This window comes from Pseudomonas tremae (genome assembly GCF_001401155.1).
GTDB lineage: Bacteria > Pseudomonadota > Gammaproteobacteria > Pseudomonadales > Pseudomonadaceae > Aquipseudomonas > Aquipseudomonas tremae.
Window position 1 is genome coordinate 23,389 of record NZ_LJRO01000049.1, and the last position, 20,379, is coordinate 43,767.

The following is a 20,379-nucleotide window of genomic DNA, read 5'->3' on the forward strand; positions in this document are numbered from 1 at the left end:
GTTCAGTAGATGAAATGATCTTCAAAAGCGTCGGCCGCACGCATCACGTTATCCGCGAGGGTGAGGATTTCCTGCACGATCACGGTAAGCGACGATGCCGCGCTCAGTGCTCCGAACAGGCAGTAGACTTCCTGATCGCTGCCCAGCTTTTCGATGCCGATCGAGGACAGCGGAAACAGATCGCGACTGCGTAGCACAACGTCGTTGAATGCCTGCACATTCTTGACCTTGTTCACTTCAATCAGCGTCGCGTCGGCCAGAATCTGCTCGCCTTCCACCGCAATGTAGATAGGCAGGTCGCCATGGTCGGCCATCGTTAGCTTGATACCCGATCCATCAGCCTCGGTCACGTCGAGCTCGATCTTTCCGTTCGTCACCAGCTCCAACTCGCTAAGGGCCTTTTGCAGTGAGCTGATGGTCCAGTGGGTATTCTCGGTCATGAAATCCTCCAATTTGATCCTCTCGCCCAGAAAGGGCTGTCTTAATGCTTTTTCGATGCCTCGCAAGGCATCGACATTCTCGGGCCGGATCCAGAATTCCCGCTTGACCAGACCGGCGTCCTTGAGTCGCAGACGCATTTCACGCATGTAATCGGTAGAGCTCTTGGAAACTTTGGCCGGGACGGCTGCCTTGTCGCCTTGGGTTTTACGAGGCATTGGCGCTCCCCTCTGGCTGTTGACCATGAATCAGGTGAGCAACGTATCAGATGTCTTCAAAGATAGATATGTATCACATGTGAGATTTTTTTTAGCGACGGGAGTAGTCGCGCTAGCGCAAGCGTGTTGGCTCGAGATCCAGCCGCTGACAGCTCTGAAGTCTTCGCGGACAAGTCCGCTCCCACAATATTGTGTCGCTGTGCCTCTGTTCACCTATTCCTCAGTACCCCTGTTGACCTGTGCCCTTTAACCCTGTGGGAGCGGACTTGTCCACGAAGGCGGGTCATCAAGCACTGAGTAAGTCAGTACTAAAAACGCAAAAAAGGCGCTACCCACATCAGCAGGTAGCGCCTTTCTTCGGGGTGCCAATCACTCACCCGTCACAGCATAAGCTTTCATTCAGCCAGGCTTTTGCTCACCACTTCATAGACATCCGCCGACAGTTTGCCGGAGGCCAGGATGCGTTCCAGCTCTGCCTTCATCAGCGCCTGACGGGCGCTGTCGTATTTGCGCCAGCGGGTCAGCGGCGCCAGTTGGCGGGAAGCAATCTGCGGGTTCAACGCGTTCAGTTCTATGACCAGATCCGCCAGGAAGCGGTAGCCGGAACCATCCGCTGCATGGAAGTTGATCAGGTTCTGCCCGGCGAATGCGCCGATCAGGGCGCGGACCTTGTTCGGGTTCCTGATGCTGAAGGCAGGGTGCTTCATCAGTTCCTGAACGCGTTGCAGCCCGCCCGGCTGTGTGCTGGCGGCCTGCACACTGAACCACTGATCCATGACCAGCGCGTTGTTCTTGAAGTTCTCGGCGAACACGGCAAGTGCCTTATCGCGCTCTTCAGTGAATGGCGAGTTGACCAGCACGGCCAGCGCAGTCAGGCGCTCGGTCATGTTATCGCTGGTGTCGAACTGGTCGATGGTCGCCGCCAGCACTTCAGGTTTGCCGCTGAGCATCAGGTACGACAGCGCGATGTTCTGCAGCGCGCGACGGGCGAAATGCACAGATTCGGCAACGTATGGCGTGGCCTTGGAAAGCTCGCGGTTGGCTTTGTAGCGCGCCAGCAGGCTGTCAAACAGGCCATCGGCCAGTTGTTGGCGAGCAAACTCGCGAGCGGCGTGAATGGCATCGACATCGGCCACCTCGCTGATCTCGGCCAGATAAGCCTCGCCCGGCAGCGACAGCATCTCCGCAACCATCGCCTGATCCAGTTGTTCATCCGCCAGTACGGTACCCAGCGCAGTGATCAGCCGCTGGTCCATGACCAATGGCTGACCCTGCTGGTGCTGACCGATCAGTTCCTGCAACACCTGAACCGACAGTTGCTGACCCGCATCCCAGCGATTGAAGCCATCGCTGTCGTGCTGCATCAGGAACATCAGCTGATCGCGGTCGTACGGGAAGCTCAGCTTCACGGGTGCAGAGAAGCCGCGCAACAATGAAGGCAGCGGCTTGTCGGCAATATCAGCGAAGGTGAAGGTCTGTTCGGCTTCGGTCACCGCCAGCACGCGAGTGGTGCCGGCAGCAGCGCCTTCATCCGCAAGTCGCAAGGCAATCTCGCCGCCGTTGCTGTCCAGCAGGCCCAGCTCGACCGGGATCACGAATGGTTGCTTCTGATCGCCAGGCTGGCCCGGTGTGGTCGGGCAGCTCTGGCGGAAAGTAAGGCTGTAGGTTTTTGCAGCGGCATCATAAGACTCGCTGACCACCAGACGCGGCGTTCCGGCCTGGCTGTACCAGCGCTTGAACTGGGTCAGATCGACGCCATTGGCGTCTTCCATGGCCTTGATGAAATCGTCGCAGGTCACGGCCTGGCCATCGTGGCGCTCGAAATACAGATCGCTACCCTTGCGGAAGCCCTGGGCGCCCAGCAAGGTATGCAGCATGCCGACCACTTCCGAACCCTTTTCATAAACGGTCAGGGTGTAAAAGTTGGAGATCTCGATAAAGCTGTCCGGGCGTACGGCATGGGCCATAGGGCCTGCATCTTCGGCGAACTGGTGGGTGCGCAGGTAGGCGACGTCCTGAATACGCTTGACCGTGGCCGAGTTCATGTCAGCCGAGAAACCAGCGTCGCGGTACACCGTGAAGCCTTCCTTGAGCGACAACTGGAACCAGTCACGGCAGGTCACGCGGTTGCCCGACCAGTTGTGGAAGTATTCGTGGGCGACGATCGCTTCGACACGCTGGTGCGCCGCGTCGGTGGCGGTTTCAGCGCGGGCCAGCACAGCACTGGAATTGAAGATGTTGAGGCCCTTGTTCTCCATTGCCCCCATGTTGAAGTCGTTGACCGCAACGATCATGAAGATGTCCAGGTCGTATTCGCGGCCGTAGGTTTCTTCGTCCCAGCGCATGGACTTCTTCAGGCTGGTCATGGCGTGCTGGCATTTGTCGACGTTTTCCGGCTCGACGTAAATGCGCAGGGTCACTTCGCGCTGGCTCATGGTGGTGAATGTGTCTTCGATGCACCACAAATCACCGGCCACCAGCGCAAACAGGTAAGCCGGTTTCATGAACGGGTCTTCCCACGTCGCCCAGTGTCGTCCGCCCTCTTCTTCACCGCTGGCGACCGGGTTGCCGTTGGACAGCAGAATCGGGAAGCCTTGCTTGTCGGCGCTGAGCGTGGTGGTGAACTTGCTCATGACGTCGGGGCGGTCAAGGTAGTACGTGATCTTGCGGAAGCCTTCGGCCTCGCATTGGGTGCAAAACATGCCGCTGGATTTGTAAAGGCCTTCCAGCGCGGTATTGGTTTCAGGATGGATGCGCACGGTGCTGTCGACCGTAAAGCTGGCAGCCTGTGGATGCAAAGTCAGGTGATCTTCCGTCAACTGATAATCCGCAGCACCCAGCTCGACGTCGCTCAGTTTTACCGACAGCAATTCCAGATGCTGACCGTCCAGCACCAGCGGCGGCAGGCCTGCGCCGCGCTCAGGGTTACGACGCATGACCAGTTGGGCGTGGACCAGCGAGTGATCGTCGAACAGCTCGAAGGTCAGGTTCGTCTCATCGATGAGGTACTCGGGAGCCTGGTAATCCTTCAGGTAGATCATTTTCGGTTGTTCGGTGCGCATGCGGGGATCCTTTTACTGATGCACGGCCAGCTGATAAGCCGTGTATTTGCGAATATTGATCACGCCGGTATCGAAAATCAGGTATTGGCCCTTGATCCCCAGCAGCGTGCCCTCGGCAATCGGGTTCTTGTCCAGATTGAAGCTGACAATCTTGGTCGGATACGCCTCGACCGGATAACGAAACTCGACCGGTTCGGCATCGTGTAGCAGTTGGATGGCCTGCAGACCGAATCGTTCTTGCAATCCGAGCAACCCTGCGCCACAGCTGTCGAACAGTTCCTGGCGAATAGCCTTGAGATCGACGGGTTGGGCGTCTCCTTTGAGCAAGGCACGCCAGTTGGTGCGGTCCGCCACCTGACTGCGCAACAGGTCTTCGACAAAGCCCGACTGCTGGCGAGTTGCGACGCGGATAATCGGCAGTGCCTGACTGGCACCTTGATCCAGCCAGCGAGTCGGCAACTGCGTCGCACGAGTGATACCGACCTTGACGCCAGAAGAGTTAGCTAGGTACACAATGTGGTCAGTCATGCAGAACTGCTCGCCCCATGACGGGTCGCGGCAGGTGCCCTGATCGTGATGGCATCTTTCCGGACTCATGATGCACAGATCGCACTGCGCCAGCTTGAGCATGCACGGGTAGCAGTAGCCCTGACTGTAGCTGGACTTGGTCTTGCGCCCGCAATGACTGCAGTGAATCGCCCCCAGAAACTCGAGACGCACGGTCTTGCCGATCAGAGGGTTGACCGCAATCTCGGTATCACCAAGGCGAAAAGCATATTGCACGAACGGCGTGTCATCCTGACGCGCCGACATTTTGTTGACAGCTCCGCGACCAATTTCGATCAATGAATAGCATCCGATTTGAACAGGATATTGGGCACCGGCGCAGACTTGGAGGCGCATTCCTGCGGCCCCATGTAGCCAGTGCGCTGGTCTTCGGGCAGGTGCTGCGCTTCCCAGGCGATCAACGCCTGCAATGACAGTTCACGCTGCTCCTGGGTCAGTTTGCGACCATCGGACCATTTGCCGATCTCTACGGCCAGTTTCAGGCTTTCGTAGATGTCCGGGGTGATGTTTTCGATCATTTCTATAAAAGACGACATGGGGCACTCCAGAAAGTAGCCAGTGATTCTAGGCTTTGCGGCGTGCAACCACACCACCAAGCAAGCCGGTAACACAACCGATGATCAACCCGCCGACATGAGCTCCGTTGGCGATTTCGCCGAAGCCGAGCATGCTCACGAAACCAGACAGGCACAGCGCCAGCCAGACCAGCATCATGATCAATACACCACGCGGCAAGCGGTAGACCGGGTTGGGCGCCAGCATTTGAAAGATCCAGCAGTGGCCGAGCAACCCGTACAGCACGCCAGACAACCCGCCAAACAGGCTCGGACCGCTGAACAGGTATTGCACATAATTTGAAACCGCTGAAAACAGCAGAGTGAGCAGCAATAACGGAAAACTGCCCTGGCGAATTTCGATGCGTCGACCTAACTCCCAGAACCACATGCCATTCATGGCCAGGTGCAGGATGCCGAAGTGGATCAACATCGGCGAGACGATTCGCCACCATTGCCCGGAAGCCAGGGTTTCGGACAATGGCAGAAACATCGCGTATTCACCATTGATGCGGAAATCCTGAAAAGTCAGCCAGCGGATGGCTTCCAGGTTGTCGCCCAACAGTGTCAGCCCTGCAACCAGCAAGGTGACCAGCAGCACCAAAGCTGTCACCGGACTGTTGCGCAACTGTTCGATCAGGCCAGGCGCCTTGTACCTGGGCGCCTGAGACGCGTCTGCCAGTTGAACATGCTCGTCGCCCTCGGGGTAGCGCGTGTACAGCTCGCGCACCTCATCGGCCAGGCGCTCGGCATCAGGCACCCACAGCACCTGTTCTCCGACCTCTTCGCTGACCCGATGAGGGATCTGCAAGCGCTGTAGCAAACGAACGAACCCGCTCAAATCGGTCGTCAAAGGCAAGCGCAGAACGGCAACGGGACTCATTGTGAAACCTCGGGACGCTGAACATCGACCCAGACGAATTTATCCGGATCGATCTGTGTTTCGTGATCAAGCCGGTAGGCGACCAGTTTACCGTAGAGCACAGCGCTGTAATCCAGACAGGCCAGATTCGGCCGTATGGGTGCCGGCGGCCCGCTGCGCCAGTAATGACCGACGAACAGCAGCGGCTCGTTGATGCCATAGCGCAGCAATGCATTTTTTTCGGACGTGGACAACGGCGTCTTGGCCACACCTTCCGGCAATGCGTCGGGCTGAAAAACCACGTCGCCGTAAGTCTGTGGGTCATCTTCCCAGAACTTGGTCCTGAAGAACTCGCGGGTCAGTCCATCGCCGCCAGTCAGGGTAAGGCCGTGAGGAAGACGCATGTCGGTGCCGCGCAGCAGGCGGTTGAAGACATTGCTGGCGAAACTGCCGGGGACTGCCGAGGCCTGAACAAATGGCCTGTCGATGCAACCGTTGCCATACAGGCTGCGCAACGGGTCGATGAGGGTCGAATCCCAGCAGGCATGCACCACCCGGAAACGTCCGGCATCAATGTACAACGGCAGCTCATAGAACCAGTTGACGAACTCGCTCCACTCATCAGGATAATTTTCGAACTGAGCCAGTGTTTCGCCGATCAGCCGGGAATGACGCGTGGTGTGTTCACGCACAAACTGATGTCCGCTTTCGGGCAGCGCCGGTGTCACCCAGCCCAGCGCGTTGAATTCATGGTTGCCCATGATGCAGTGAGCCTGACCCGCCTGAACCATATCGCGCACGATATGCAGCGACTCGCGAATCAGCGGGCCACGGTCGATGATATCGCCGAGAAATATGACGATGCGTTCAGGGTGGCGCCAGACGCCAGCCTGCAGACGGTAACCGAGAAGCTCCAGCAAGTGCTCGAGGGTATGGGCACACCCGTGCACGTCACCGATCAGATCGTAGCCACGCGCAGGATCGAGCATTAATCTCCCCCGCCGCCGAGCTTGCTGCCCCAGCCGAGCTTGGTGCGACAGACCTCGTAATAATTATGGTCCAGCGGATGGATCAAGCGCAGTTTCTGCGGCTTCTTGCTGACGGTGATGGTGTCGCCGGGGGCGCAGGTAAAGTGATTCTGACCGTCGCAGGACACCTGCGGGTAAATGGTCATGTCCTTGGACACCACGATTTTCAGCTCGCTGTTGCCATCAACCACGATGGGCCGACCGGACAGCGTGTGCGGGTACATCGGCACGATGACAATGGCATCGAGCTTGGGGTGCATGATCGGCCCGCCGGCCGACAGCGCGTAGGCGGTGGATCCGGTCGGCGTGGCGACAATCAGGCCGTCGGCCTTCTGGCTGCACACGAACTGGCCGTCGATGTATATCTCGAACTCGATCATTCGCGTGGACTTACCAGGGTGCAGCACCACATCGTTGAGCGCATCGCCCTGGCCAATGGCCTCGCCATGACGGCGTACTTCGGCCTGCAGCAGGAAGCGGTTTTCGACCAGGTAATGCCCGTCGAGCACTTCGGCGCATTTGACCTCGAGTTCGTCCGGCCGGATGTCAGTCAGAAAGCCCAGGCTGCCACGGTTGATACCCAGCACCGGCACATTGTGCCGGGCCAGCGCACGCGCGGCACCCAGCAGACTGCCATCGCCACCGACCACAATAACCATGTCACAGACTTCGCCGAGCATCTTGCGCGACGAGGTCTGCAGACCGTGACCGGGCAAAACCTCGGCGATGGTCTCTTCTAGAATGACGTGCAGATGCCGGTCCAGCAGGAATCTCTTGAGTCGGCGAACAGTATCGAGCACCTGAACACTGCCCAGGCGACCGATGATGCCGATATTTCGAAATTGCTCCATGAGGCTCCTGCTGCGGTTCGAGACGACTTAAAACGCGATTATGGGCGAAACGGCCCGGCAGCAGCAAACCGAGTGTAAAAGGATGACCAGCGCGCAAGCGTGCGGTACCTGCACACTGCGAGCAAATTCCTTTCCGGCGAGGCTACGGCGTCAGCGGTCGAACCTTCTCACAACCATTTGCAGAACCTTGCACGGCCCCTTCGGCAATCGGCGCACCCTTCCAGAACGCCTGGTCCTTGCCACCTCGCTTGGCCTGATAAAGATTGACGTCGGCCGTCTTGAGCACTTGCAGGCTGCTTGAGCCCGCGTCGATATTCGCCAGGCCTGCGCTGCAGGTCAACTTGCTGACGGCCTGCGTGGCTCTGATGGTGTCCAGCAGGCGCATCACGTAATCACTGGCGGCTTCTTCACTGGAGGCAGGCAGGATCACACCGAACTCCTCCCCCCCCATACGACCGAACGCAAGGCTGCCCCGAGTCTTTTGCAGGCAGGTAGCCATGAGGCGCAGGACATCATCGCCGGCATCGTGTCCGAACCGGTCATTGATATGTTTGAAGTTATCAATGTCGAGCATCAGAAAATAACCGGCACTGTTATGTGCCACGTGTTCATCCAGTGCCTGCATCAATGCACGACGGTTCAGTATATCGGTGAGGTCATCGGTCAACGACAGTTCGCGAAAACGGCTTTCCAGGGACAATACCTTGCGCAGGGTTCGGGTATAGGTGTGATTGAGTAATACCCCCAGGCTGATCGATGAAATAAAGAAAAGTATCATGAACACGTACGTCACACTGTCCTTGTCGACACCCTGCGCCGGAGACAGAATGACCCAGGAGAGTATCGACACCAGCAGATAATCGCGGGTATACACCACCAATAATGTCGAGCACAGGATAATCATGATTGCGATCGGCAATGACCAATTGATTCCCAGGTCATTATTCAACCGAGTGACCTGCGAAAAGCACAGGGCCACGGTGACCACCGACGCCATGCCTGCGCCGCGCCAGACTCTGAAATCGGCAGCGCGATACTGCCATACGCACGTCACCATCATGGCGGCGGTCAGCAGCACCTCACGAACACCGCATTCGACATCGGGCGTCACAGTTAAAACAGCCAGCCAACAGACCAGTGCAATACATTGCACACGCGCTATCGCCGGTGAGAGCAGATGTTTTATACGTGTCTGCATTTCACCATTCATGGACCACTCCAGGCATTCCGTTTCCCGAGCACAATCGCTTTAAAAAGACTGCGTATGAACGCCGTCACCCTGTCCAGATGACGATATATAAACAGCGGCCCGATTTGAACACACTTGAAACAGTACGGGTGAATAAACATGATTGCACAGGCGACCGGTCTTTCATGCGAAAACATACAAAACCTGTTTGCCGCCTCGCGAATATCATTTATATCAGACATTGCCCCACCGGCAGGCGTGCATAATAAACACCCTCCGGCTCAGGGTAATATCTGTTTTCTTTCTTCAGTGCCGACCGCCTGAAACCTTTCATTCAGACTGTCTGTCGGCAGCGACTCACGCTATCCTCGGCACATGACTCTATTCCCCACGCTCATCGATCTGCCCCGCCAGTTGCGACACTCAGAAGTGCGCGACCTTGCCTGGGTGATCCTTGCGCCGCCCATGCTCGAAGCCACACCTTGGCCGCAGCGTCATCCACTGGCAGGCAGCGACTGGGTACAGGCCCCAGAGCAACTGGCGGCCTTTCTCTGGCAACTCGATCGGGACAGTGGCCCGCTGGAGAACTGGCTGGCACAGGCGACCACGCGGCGCTTGGGGCGCTATTACGAGCGGCTTTGGCAATTTGCGGTACAGCACGCGCCGGGGGTGGAGATCATTGCCGCCAACCTGCCGATCAGGCTGGGCAGCCAGACGCTGGGCGAACTGGACATGCTGTTACGTGATCACGACGGTGTGCATCACGTCGAGCTGGCAATCAAGCTTTACCTCGGGCCACAGGATGGAGACGGATGCCCGCCGGAGCACTGGCTGGGGCCTGGCTGCAATGACCGGCTGGATCGCAAGCTTGCCCACCTGAGCCTGCATCAGTTGCCCATGTCTGCGCGCCCGGAAAGCCGCGCGACGCTGGCCGCGCTGGGTGTCGAAGCGTTCAATGCGGAGTTGTGGCTGGGCGGCTATCTGCTGTATCCGTGGCCGGGACCGTGTGAATCCCCGGAAGGTGCTCACCCCCAGCACCTCAAGGGACACTGGCTGCATCAGCGAGACTGGAGAGCATTTCATGTGCAAAGCCGGCCAGGCCGCTGGCAGCCTTTGCCTCGTCACGCCTGGCTGGCGCCAGCGCTATATACCGAGGCCTGGACTGGACAACAACTTGAAGACTGGCTGACTGAGCTCGACCCGATGGCCCCGGCGCAATTGCTGGTCCGACTGAGCCAGGATGCGGCGGGCCATTGGCAGGAAGCCGAGCGGCTGTTTCTGGTGTCGGACATGTGGCCCAACCTGGCCGACACCAGTCATGCACTCAACCCAGTCGCAGTGCCAGCGCCGCCAGCGTGATGAGCAGCACGGGCACCGTCAGCACTATGCCGACCTTGAAGTAATAGCCCCAGCTGATGGTAATACCCTTGCGCTCCAGGACGTGCAGCCAGAGCAGCGTCGCCAGGCTGCCAATCGGCGTGATCTTCGGCCCCAGATCGCTGCCGATCACGTTGGCGTAGATCATCGCTTCCTGGATCGCGCCGCTGGCATGGCTAGCGTCGATGGACAGCAACCCGATCAGCACCGTCGGCATGTTGTTCATGATCGACGACAGAAACGCCGTCATCACCCCAGTGCCCATTGCCGCGCCCCAGATACCGTAGCCCGCGAACCAGTCCAGCAGACGGGCCAGATAATCTGTCAGACCGGCATTGCGCAGCCCGTAGACCACCAGGTACATGCCCAGCGAAAACACCACGATGTGCCACGGCGCTTCCTTCATCACTTTGCGTGTTTTGATGGTGTGGCCTTTGGCAGCGATGGCCAGCAACAGCAAGGCACACACCGACGAGATCGCGCTGATCGGAATGCCCAGCGGTTCAAGCGCAAAGCAGCCCACCAGCAAAATCACCAGCACGGCCCAGCCAGCCATGAACGTGGCCCGGTCGTGGATGACAGTCTCGGGCTTGTCCAGCTGCTCTGGCTCGAACTCGCGAGGAATATCGCGGCGGAAATACCACATCAGCACTGCGAGGGTGGCGGCGACGCTGGCCAGGTTGACCGGGACCATCACTGCGGCGTAACGATTGAAGCCGATCTTGAAATAGTCAGCCGAAACGATATTGACCAGGTTCGACACTACCAGCGGCAAGCTCGCCGTATCGGCAATGAAGCCGGCAGCCATTACAAATGCCAGGGTCGATGCCGCCGAAAAGCGCAGCGCCAGCATCATCGCGATGACGATGGGCGTCAGGATCAACACCGCGCCGTCGTTGGCGAACAACGCCGACACCAATGCACCAAAAAGCACGAACAGGGCGAACAGGCGTCGCCCGTTCCCCTTGCCCCAGCGCGCCACATGCAGCGCTGCCCATGCAAAGAAGCCCGCTTCGTCCAGCAACAGCGTGATGATGATCAGTGAAATGAACGTCGCGGTGGCGTTCCAGATGATGCCCCACACCACGGCGATATCACTGACCTGAACAACCCCGGTCAGCAACGCCAGAACGGCCCCCAGCACCGCACTCCAACCTACACCTAGCCCTTTGGGCTGCCAGATAACCAGTGTGATGGTGAACAGAAAGATCAGCGTTGCGATCAGCATTATTTGGTCCGTGGCAGAAGAATGGCGAGGATGCCGAGCAGCGGCAGGTAAGAACACAGCGTGTAGACGAACAGAATGCCCTGGCTGTCAGCCAGATAACCGAGCAAGGCGGCGCCGATGCCGCCAAAGCCAAACATCAGGCCGAAAAAGATCCCGGCGATCATGCCGACATTGCCGGGCACCAGTTCCTGGGCGTAGACCACGATGGCGGAGAACGCCGAGGCCAGCACGACGCCGATGATCACGCTGAGCACGCTGGTCCAGAACAGGTCTGCGTAAGGCAGTGCCAGGGTGAACGGCGCAGCGCCGAGGATCGAAAACCAGATGACCGCCTTACGCCCGATTCGGTCACCGATCGGACCGCCAAAAAAGGTCCCCGCCGCTACTGCTCCCAGAAACAGGAACAGGTGAAGCTGGGAACTTGCGACGGACAGGTCGAACTTCTCGATCAGGTAGAACGTGAAGTAGCTGGTCAGGCTGGTCATGTAGAAAAACTTGGAAAACACCAGAAATGCCAGCACGGCCAGCGAGGCAATCACCCGGTTTCTCGACAGACCGTGGGTAGCTGTCTGACCGGCCTTGAGCTTGAACAGATCAAGGTGGGCGCGATACCAGCGGCTGATGGCATACAGCAAGCCGAGCGAGGACAGGGCAAACAGCCCGATCCAGGCCACATTGCCTTGCCCGAACGGGATGATGATCGCCGCCGCCAGCAATGGACCGAACGCAGTGCCTGTGTTGCCCCCAACCTGAAAGGTCGACTGCGCAAGGCCGAAGCGCCCACCGGAGGCCAGCCGCGCAATACGCGAGGCTTCCGGGTGAAAGGTCGAAGAGCCGATGCCTATCAACGCCGCCGCCAGCAGAATCAAGGGAAAGCTGCCCACCAGCGACATCATGACAATGCCGATCAGGGTGCAGATCGAGCCGACCGGCAATACCAGCGGGTTGGGATGGCGGTCTGTGTAATAACCGACCCAAGGCTGCAGCAGCGATGCGGTGATCTGAAATGTGAGCGTAATCAGGCCGATCTGGGTAAAGCTCAGGTCGTAGCTTTCCTTCAGCATCGGGTAGATGGAAGGAAGGATGGCCTGGATCAGGTCGTTGATCAGGTGCGCCAGTGCAACGGCGCCGATAATGCGCATTACCAGCGGACTGGACTGAGAAGTTGTCGAGGCCTTCGCCGTCGTCGGCTGAGCACTGGTGGCCATGAGTTTCATCCGTAAAAAGGTTTTCGAGTCTCCCCGGACGGATGATTACAAAATGTGTCACGCGTACCCGGGCGCGCCAATGTGCCATTTTTCGGGGCGACTGTGCCACGTTTTGTTGCGTTTTTGCAGAGGGGCCGAGAAGTGCTTCAGGAAGCCTCTTGTCTGCAACGCAGGAATGCAGATGACTCTCGCGCCGCTTCGCTGGCCATATGGTTCTGCACACCGCGCGGTGCAGATGTGTAACGCGGGGCGGCACAGGATGCATGCCAGCCGCGACCCTCAAGCAATCGAACCCAGCGCCGCTCCCTTGCCTGCAACCGGCACGTCGTGCAGCGAAATCTTCGAGGTCTCCGGCAGTGCCAGACCGCCCGCCAGTGCCAGCACTGCCACGGCCATCAGGTAAAACGCCGGCGGCAGGTTGCTGCCGGTGATGCTGATCAGCCAGGTTGCCATCAGGGGCGCGGTGCCACCGAACAGGGTGTAGGCCATGTTGTAGGTGATAGCAGAAGCGGTATAGCGGGTACGGGTCGGGAAGGTTTCCGACAGCAACGCCGCCGTCACCACGCCGCACAGTACGGCGCCCACGGCCAGCAGCATGACGCCGATGATAGAAGCCAGGAAGGAGCCGGAGCTGGCCATCAGGAATGACGGATAGACCACCACCATCAACAGAATGCAGGCAGTCGCCATCGTGGCACGACGCCCCACCCGATCCGAATACGCGCCGGCCACTGGACACAGCACAGCCGCGAAAGCCAGCGCGATCAGCGATACCAGCAACGCCATTGCCCTGCTCAAACCTCCAGCCACTTGCAGATAAGTCGCAAAATAGGTGGTGAACATGTAGAACGACAGCGCCGTGAGCGACACGAACGCCCCCAGACAGCATATGGCCCCCGCATGATGACGAAGGGTTTCGCTAAGCGGCGAGTGAGCCACCGCGTGCTCTTGAGTCACCGCCTGAAAAGCCGGGGTTTCGTCGAGCTTCCAGCGCAGGTAAAGCCCCACGAGCCCCAAAGGCGCAGCAATCAGAAACGGCAAACGCCAGCCCCAACTGCCCATGGCCTCAGCCGACAACGAAAACTCCAGTGCATAGGCCACAACGGCAGCAGCAGCGAAGGCGGAAAAGGTCGAGACCGGGACGAAGCTGCCATACCAGGCTCGCTGTGTGCGCGGCGCATGTTCCATGAGGTAGGCGCAGGCACCGGCGTATTCCCCTCCGGCTGAAAAGCCCTGCGCACAACGAATGAGGGTCAGCAGCACCGGCGCCATCACCCCTATTGCCGCATACGTCGGCAACAGGCCGATCAGTGTCGTCGCGCCAGCCATCAGCAGGATGGTCATGGCGAGGGTCTTCTTGCGCCCTATCCGGTCACCCAACATGCCAAAGAAAATCCCGCCCAGTGGACGAAACGCGAAGGCAACGGCAAACACGGCGAAGGTTTTCAGCAGTGCGACGCTGCTGTCGCCACTGGGGAAGAATTGCAGGGCGATGGTGGTGGCCAGAAAGCCGTAGACGGCGAAATCGAACCACTCGACAAAATTACCAATGGCTGCGGCAACAATGACTTTCTTCAGCGTGGCAGGATCGACGTGCTCTGGAATGGTAGTTGTCATGCTGACCTCGGCGTCTTGATCTGGAAGGGGTCGATTATCGAGACAGTGCCCCGTACGCCTTACTCCAGATGTGTCATCCACGTAGTCAGGGCCGACCTCTTGCCACCTATTCGGGCATGATCCATGCCAAAGGCTCTGGAACGACGCCTACAGCCGCATCGCCCGCCGCCCCTGCAGGCCTCCGGTATGAATGAAGATCAGACGCGCGCCTGGCTCGAAACGACCGGCCAGCACCTCGTTACGCAACGCCAGCAACGCCTTGCCGGTGTACAGCGGCTCGAGAGGCACGCCGCTCTGCGCTTCACTGCTGGCGATGAAGTCGAGCAACACCGCATCGGTTTTGGCGAACCCGCCCCGGCTGGCATCCAGCAGAACGCAGCCTGGTGGCGGGTCCGAAAAGGCTTTTGCCTGCGGCCCTGCCGCTTCGTTCAGCACAGACACAATATTTTCAGCGACTCCGTGATCGTCAGGTACCGCCATCGCACCATAAACCGGGTGAGCGCCCGCCTCGGCCAGCAGCAGGCCGGCCACGGTCGTGCCAGTCCCGGCAGCAAGCCACCAGCTGTGGTAATCGGCCCAGCCCAGTTGCCCAAGCTGGCTTTTGACCATTTTCTGCAGCGCTGCACAGCCCAGAGCCCCGGCAAGCCCGCTGCCGCCTTCGGGAATCGGGTAGAACTCGGGATAGCGTTCCTGCCACGGCTGCCAGAAATCTGCAGCATGCCGCTGTCGATAGCCGGCGTAACCCAGCCAGTGCAACTGCATGCCGAAGGCTTGCAGGTCCTGCACCGTCGGCGTCTGCCCGGCATGGCCACGCAACAGGCCAACCGTTGGAAAACCGAAGCGCTTGCCCGCTGCAGCCAAGGCATGCAGATGATTGGAGTGCGCTCCGCCGAGGCTGATCACGCCTTGCACGCCGACCTTGGCGGCTTGCGTCAGGTGCTTGCTGAGCTTGAACCATTTGTTGCCGCTGATCAGCGGGTCGATCCGGTCCAGGCGCAGTATCGCCACCTCGACCCCGGCGTCTTGCAGCCAAGGCAGGTCAAGGCGTTGCAGCGGAGCAGTGGGTTGCCAGCCGAGAGCGTCAAAAATCATCCGCGTAGTTTACAGACAAGCTTTGTCAGAGCGCAGCAGCCAGACGTGATCCCTGGTCGATGGCGCGCTTGGCGTCCAGCTCGGCGGCCACATCCGCGCCGCCGATCAGATGCACGCTCTGGCCGCCCGCGGCGAGGTCGTCATACAGCTCGCGCAACGGGTCCTGGCCCGCGCAGATGACGATGTTGTCCACCGCCAGGAGTTTTTCTTCACCGTCTTCGCCAATACGGATGTGCAGCCCGGCGTCATCGATTTTCAGGTACTCGACACTGTTGAGCATCTGCACCTGTTTGTTTTTCAGCCCGGTGCGATGAATCCAGCCGGTGGTCTTGCCAAGGCCATCTCCGACCTTGGAGCTCTTGCGTTGCAACAGGAACACCTGGCGGGCCGGGGCGTGTACCTCGGGCTTGATCCCGGCGACACCGCCACGTGCCTCAAGCGTCGTATCGATGCCCCATTCTTTCCAGAACGCCTCACAATCCAGGCTGGTGGCCACGCCCTGTTGCACGAGAAATTCCGACACATCAAAACCGATACCACCCGCACCGATCACCGCCACGCTGTGACCGACCGGCTTGCGCTGCAGGATCACGTCCAGATAACTCAACACCTTCGGATGCTCGATACCGGGAATGGCCGGAGTGCGCGGCGCAATGCCAGTGGCCAGAATCACCTCATCAAAGCCCGCGCCCAGCAGGTCCTGAGCCTTGACCCGCATGCCCAGGCGCAACCGCACGCTGGTGTCCTGAAGCTTGTTGCGGAAATAACGGAGGGTTTCGGAAAATTCCTCCTTGCCCGGTACACGCTTGGCAATGTTGAACTGGCCGCCTATTTCACTGGCCGAGTCGAACAGGGTCACCTCATGGCCACGCTGCGCAGCGACCGTCGCAGCGGCCAGACCGGCAGGACCGGCACCCACTACGGCAATTTTCTTGATCTGCAAAGCTGGCAAGTAGTTGAGTTCAGTTTCGTGACAGGCACGCGGGTTGACCAGACAACTGGTCAACTTGCCGCCGAAGGTATGGTCCAGACAGGCCTGATTGCAGCCGATGCACGTATTGATGCGGTCACCCTGGCCTGCCGCGGCCTTGTTGACGAATTCGGGGTCGGCCAGAAACGGGCGCGCCATCGAGACCATATCGGCATCGCCCTCGCTGAGGATGCGTTCGGCGACTTCCGGTGTGTTGATCCGGTTGGTGGTGATCAACGGAATACTCACCGAGCCCCGTAACCTGGCGGTAACCTTGCTGAATGCAGCGCGCGGCACCTTGGTGGCGATGGTCGGAATACGGGCTTCGTGCCAACCGATGCCGGTATTGATCAGCGTTGCGCCCGCCCGCTCGATCGCCTTGGCCAACTGGACGATTTCTTCCCAAGTACTGCCGCCCTCGACCAGATCCAGCATCGACAGACGAAAGATAATGATGAAATCGGCCCCGACCGCCTCACGCACGCGCGTCACGATCTCGACCGCCAGACGCATGCGGTTTTCGTAGCTGCCCCCCCAGCGATCGGTCCGGTGGTTGGTGTGGGCGGCGAGGAACTGGTTGATGAAATAGCCTTCCGACCCCATGATTTCGACGCCGTCGTACCCGGCACTACGGGCCAGGGTCGCACAGTTCACAAAATCGCTGATCTGCTTTTCAATGCCTTCTTCGTCCAGTTCACGGGGTGTGAACGGGTTGATCGGTGCCTGAATGGCACTCGGCGCGACCTGCTTGCGGCTATAGGCGTAGCGACCGGCATGCAGGATCTGCAGGCAGATCTTGCCACCGGCATCGTGAACTGCCCGGGTGACCGTGCGATGCTGCTCCGCCTCTTCAGCATTGGTGAGCCTGGCTGCGCCATCGTAGACCCCGCCCTCTTCGTTTGGCGCTATGCCGCCCGTGACCATCAGACCGACCCCGCCACGTGCGCGCTCGGCAAAATACACGGCCATACGCTCGAAGCCACCCGGACGTTCTTCAAGACCGGTGTGCATCGAACCCATCAGGGTGCGGTTGCGCAACGTCGTGAACCCCAGGTCCAGCGGGGCCAGCAGGTGGGGATAAGGGGCAGCAGTCATGGCGAAGCTCCATCGAGTCAATCACGGAAAAACAGAAACCTCTGCGGGTTCTCTGATGTATCAAGCCACAGTAAACAGCCCGTCAAGGCCACTCAATGACCGAAAGTGACAAGTTATTGATCCAAACGCGCAGCGGCACTTGGCAAGCGCTCAACGTAGTCCTACCCTAGTCGACAATTTCCCGATGGCAGCCATCCGGCCTATTTATGCGCAAACTTTTCGCCATCTGTCTGATCCTCCTGGGCGCAATCAGTCTGGGCAGCTACCTGATCTGGACCGAACAACGCCCGGCGGGTCACTACCTGTCCGACCTGCGCATTCGACTGGCAGTCAATGAAGGCGACCCGAGCGAACGCGGAAACCTTCTGGGCATCGAGCCAGAGCTGTTCCCCACGGACTATCAAAACATCGACCATTTGCATCGCAAGCTGGCCGCCTACCTGCAACAGGCTCGTGATTACGGGCTGATCAATGCCAGAACGGTAGTGGTCATGCCGGAACATATTGGCACTTGGCTGTTTGCCAGCGGCGAAAAGGATCAGCTCTATCAGGCCGCCACGGTAGACGATGCAATGGAATGGCTGGCCTGGAGTAACCCGCTGCAATTCATCACGGCCCTGCTCGGCGCCGAAGGCAATAACCGTCTGGACGACGCGCACCTGCGCACTAAAGCCAGCGATATGGCCCGCGACTACCAGACACTGTTCGGCGGTCTGGCGAAAGAGTTCGGCGTGACGCTGGTGGCAGGCTCGATTGTGCTGCCGGACCCAAGCGTCGAAGGTGGTCAGTTGAAGATCGGCCAAGGCGCCCTGTATAACAGCAGCGTGACTTTCGACAGTGACGGCCACCCACTCGGGCAGCCGCAGCGTCAGCTTTACCCGGAGCGGCACCAGAAACGTTATGTGCGCGCAGCGAGCGAGGCACCGCTGAACGTGATCGATACGCCCGCCGGGCGCCTGGGTGTTCTGATTGGCAGCGACAGCTGGTATCCGGACAACTACGCCCGCCTCAACCAGAGCGGTGCTGAACTGATCGCCGTGCCGGCCTTCGTGATCGGCAAGGCCAGTTGGTCGCAACCATGGCGCAAGCCTGCACATTCAGGCATCGAAATGGCCACTGATCATCCGAGTACGGGCGAAGTGTGGCGTCGGCTGACACTGATCAGTCGCCCTCCGCAAAGCTCGGCAAAGGCTGGAATAAGCGTGTTCATGCGCGGGCAGTTCTGGAATCAGGGAGTTGCCGGGCAGAGCTTTGCCAGCCACGACGGCCAGACCATTGCCGAACCCCAGCCTGACAGCAGCGCAGGCGGCGCTCGCCTGATCAACCTCTGGCTTTGACAATGCCGACATCGCCCTTGCGCCTCGGCGACCTGTCGGTGGGGTTCATCCAGAGCCTCACCGATGCCGTCCACAGCTTCGACAAGGACCCCGCCCCGCTGCTGGAACAGTACGGCCTTGACCCTGCGCGCCTGAGCCAGGCCGGCGCTCGCCTGTCGATCCCGCGCTACATGCGCCTTGGCCATGCCGCGATCCAGCTCACCGGCCAGCCCGATCTGGGCTTGCGCATGGGAGAACTCAGCCGCTTCGCTCAGGCAGGCCTGGCGGGAGTGACCGCAGCGCAGGCCCCTACCGTGCGAGAAGCGGCACGCACCCTTACCCGTTTCGAACCGCTGTACGGCTCCAACTACCGTGGCCAGTCAAGCCTTCATGAGGATGCCGACGGTGCCTGGATGCGTTTTTATTCGATAAGCCCCTATAACGCCTACAACCGTTTCGTGGTGGACTCCATCCTTGGCGGCTGGCTCGCTCAACTCTCGGCGCTGGCGGGCACCGAGCTGCGCGCGCAACGGGTCGAAATCGAATTCGACGCGCCTGGGTACGCACACCGATACGTCAGCCTTAGCGATCATCCGGTGATATTCGGCGCGGCCACCAATCAGTTGCGTCTGGATCAGGCCAGCCTGGCGTTGCGCAACCCGGAGCATTGCCCGAGTACCTGGCGGCACCTGCTGCAGCTATGCGAAAGAGAACTGGAGCAACAGACCCGCACGCGCAGCCTGCGTGAGCGCATCATTCAGTTGCTCGGGCCATTGTTGAGCGGCGGTAGAGAACCGGATCTGGAAGAAGTGGCGGCAAGACTCAAGCTGCCGACATGGACGCTGCGCCGCAAACTGGCCGAGGAAGGCACACGCTTTCGCGCCGTGCTCAATGACACGCGGCGTGACTTGGCAATGACGTACATTCGAGACACTGAACTGGCGTTCGGGGAGATAGCGTATCTGCTGGGGTTTGCTTCGGCAGAAGCCTTTCAACGCGCCTTTAAGCGCTGGAACGGACAGACTCCGGGAGAGTTCCGCCGCAGCCAGCGCCAAAGCGCCTGAAGCCCTTCATAACTCGGTAGCGTCGTCGGCAGGTTCTACAGGGTCCAGTTCCGATGCACGGTATTCGAGTAGTTCTTCCTGGTATTCGTCCATTTCTTCGCCCTCTTGGCTGATTGAGTGTGCTTGACCATCAAGCTGAAATAACTGACCGCAAGATCAACATTAAAGTGCCAATGTGAAATAAAAATGTTGATTCCCGTCAAACAGACGAAAAACACCCAGACAGATTCACCAGCCGTACTGATACGTTTGCTGCAAGCGCGCTATTGACTTGCCGGCCTGTGTCGACCTAACCTCCAGCCCATGAACCGCATAAAGCAAAACGTCTGCCAGATTATTATTACCGTCATTCCAGTCATGGCGGGTTAGCCGACGTTTGCAAAAAACCCGCCCTGGAGGCGGGTTTCTTCTGTCTCCCGGGCCACATCATTCAGCCAGGAGTCAGACATGATCGCCACCCTTCGCTCTATCGCCCCTATCGCATCCTTGAACCTGATGATCGGTTTGCCGCCTTCTGTCGCACTGCGCACGCCTGAAGGATCGACACGATGAGCCAAGGCCAAGCCGATCTGCTCAACTATTACGCTCGCAAGATCCTCACCTCCCGCGTCTACGACGTTGCTATCGAAACGCCGCTGCAAGG

Annotated in this window: 16 protein-coding genes and 1 pseudogene (1 of these 17 only partly in view); 4 read left to right on the top strand and 13 right to left on the bottom strand. The window is 59.3% G+C overall.

Translation table 11 applies throughout. From position 1 onward, the window contains the following. Positions 1-2: 2 nt before the first annotated feature. The 8 genes from ALO43_RS03715 to ALO43_RS03750 all read right to left on the bottom strand — a co-directional run bounded on the left by ALO43_RS03715 (position 3) and on the right by ALO43_RS03750 (position 8,790). Complete coding sequence (locus ALO43_RS03715; protein WP_005892318.1) at positions 3-656, bottom strand: YjfI family protein; 654 nt, start codon at positions 654-656, stop codon at positions 3-5. A 395-nt stretch (positions 657-1,051) separates the two neighbouring features. Beyond that, positions 1,052-3,718, bottom strand: coding sequence for an aminopeptidase N (gene pepN / locus ALO43_RS03720; RefSeq protein WP_054997127.1), 2,667 nt, complete (start codon positions 3,716-3,718; stop codon positions 1,052-1,054). 12 nt (positions 3,719-3,730) lie between these two features. Next, positions 3,731-4,564, bottom strand: coding sequence for a DUF2797 domain-containing protein (locus tag ALO43_RS03725; RefSeq protein WP_054997128.1), 834 nt, complete (start codon positions 4,562-4,564; stop codon positions 3,731-3,733). Continuing rightward, on the bottom strand, positions 4,561-4,821 hold the full coding sequence (locus ALO43_RS03730; RefSeq protein WP_005892310.1) for a YeaC family protein: 261 nt from the start codon (positions 4,819-4,821) through the stop codon (positions 4,561-4,563). Before ALO43_RS03730 ends, ALO43_RS03725 begins: the two co-directional genes overlap by 4 nt. 28 nt (positions 4,822-4,849) lie before the next feature. Continuing rightward, positions 4,850-5,722, bottom strand: a complete 873-nt coding sequence (locus tag ALO43_RS03735) for a rhomboid family intramembrane serine protease (RefSeq protein ID WP_005892306.1) — start codon at positions 5,720-5,722, stop codon at positions 4,850-4,852. Further along, positions 5,719-6,690, bottom strand: coding sequence for a metallophosphoesterase (locus ALO43_RS03740; protein WP_005892304.1), 972 nt, complete (start codon positions 6,688-6,690; stop codon positions 5,719-5,721). Before ALO43_RS03740 ends, ALO43_RS03735 begins: the two co-directional genes overlap by 4 nt. Continuing rightward, positions 6,690-7,580, bottom strand: coding sequence for an NAD(+) kinase (locus tag ALO43_RS03745; RefSeq protein WP_002554505.1), 891 nt, complete (start codon positions 7,578-7,580; stop codon positions 6,690-6,692). The genes ALO43_RS03740 and ALO43_RS03745 overlap by 1 nt, the downstream gene beginning before the upstream one ends. A 142-nt stretch (positions 7,581-7,722) precedes the next feature. Next, positions 7,723-8,790 carry a GGDEF domain-containing protein gene (locus ALO43_RS03750; protein WP_024669721.1) on the bottom strand — a complete coding sequence of 356 codons (1,068 nt, stop codon included), beginning with the start codon at positions 8,788-8,790 and terminating at the stop codon, positions 7,723-7,725. Between the two features lie 354 nt (positions 8,791-9,144). Between ALO43_RS03750 and ALO43_RS03755 the strand changes: the two genes are divergently transcribed. Further along, positions 9,145-10,128: a DUF1853 family protein gene (locus ALO43_RS03755; RefSeq protein ID WP_054997129.1), complete on the top strand. Its 984-nt coding sequence runs from the start codon at positions 9,145-9,147 to the stop codon at positions 10,126-10,128. On the opposite strand, the gene ALO43_RS03760 is transcribed toward ALO43_RS03755, so the two are convergent. From ALO43_RS03760 to ALO43_RS03780, 5 genes are all read right to left on the bottom strand, one after another. Further along, complete coding sequence (locus tag ALO43_RS03760; RefSeq protein ID WP_053480836.1) at positions 10,094-11,374, bottom strand: arsenic transporter; 1,281 nt, start codon at positions 11,372-11,374, stop codon at positions 10,094-10,096. The genes ALO43_RS03755 and ALO43_RS03760 overlap by 35 nt on opposite strands. Further along, entirely contained in the window at positions 11,374-12,582 is a 1,209-nt protein-coding gene (locus ALO43_RS03765; RefSeq protein WP_054997130.1) for an MFS transporter, read from the bottom strand. The genes ALO43_RS03760 and ALO43_RS03765 overlap by 1 nt, the downstream gene beginning before the upstream one ends. 279 nt (positions 12,583-12,861) lie before the next feature. Further along, on the bottom strand, positions 12,862-14,199 hold the full coding sequence (locus ALO43_RS03770; RefSeq protein WP_054997131.1) for an MFS transporter: 1,338 nt from the start codon (positions 14,197-14,199) through the stop codon (positions 12,862-12,864). A gap of 147 nt (positions 14,200-14,346) precedes the next feature. Beyond that, positions 14,347-15,291, bottom strand: a complete 945-nt coding sequence (locus ALO43_RS03775; protein WP_024669717.1) for a 1-aminocyclopropane-1-carboxylate deaminase/D-cysteine desulfhydrase — start codon at positions 15,289-15,291, stop codon at positions 14,347-14,349. Positions 15,292-15,316: 25 nt separating this feature from the next. Continuing rightward, on the bottom strand, positions 15,317-17,356 hold the full coding sequence (locus ALO43_RS03780) for an NADPH-dependent 2,4-dienoyl-CoA reductase (protein ID WP_054997132.1): 2,040 nt from the start codon (positions 17,354-17,356) through the stop codon (positions 15,317-15,319). A gap of 206 nt (positions 17,357-17,562) precedes the next feature. Between ALO43_RS03780 and ALO43_RS03785 the strand changes: the two genes are divergently transcribed. The 3 genes and pseudogenes from ALO43_RS03785 to ALO43_RS03800 all read left to right on the top strand — a co-directional run. Beyond that, positions 17,563-18,693, top strand: coding sequence for a carbon-nitrogen hydrolase family protein (locus ALO43_RS03785; protein WP_054997133.1), 1,131 nt, complete (start codon positions 17,563-17,565; stop codon positions 18,691-18,693). Positions 18,694-18,695: 2 nt separating this feature from the next. Beyond that, entirely contained in the window at positions 18,696-19,736 is a 1,041-nt protein-coding gene (locus ALO43_RS03790; protein WP_053480831.1) for an AraC family transcriptional regulator, read from the top strand. A gap of 569 nt (positions 19,737-20,305) precedes the next feature. Next, positions 20,306-20,379 (top strand): annotated as a pseudogene (locus ALO43_RS03800) (pyridoxal-phosphate dependent enzyme) (its annotated part continues 503 nt past the right edge of the window); the annotation flags it as partial.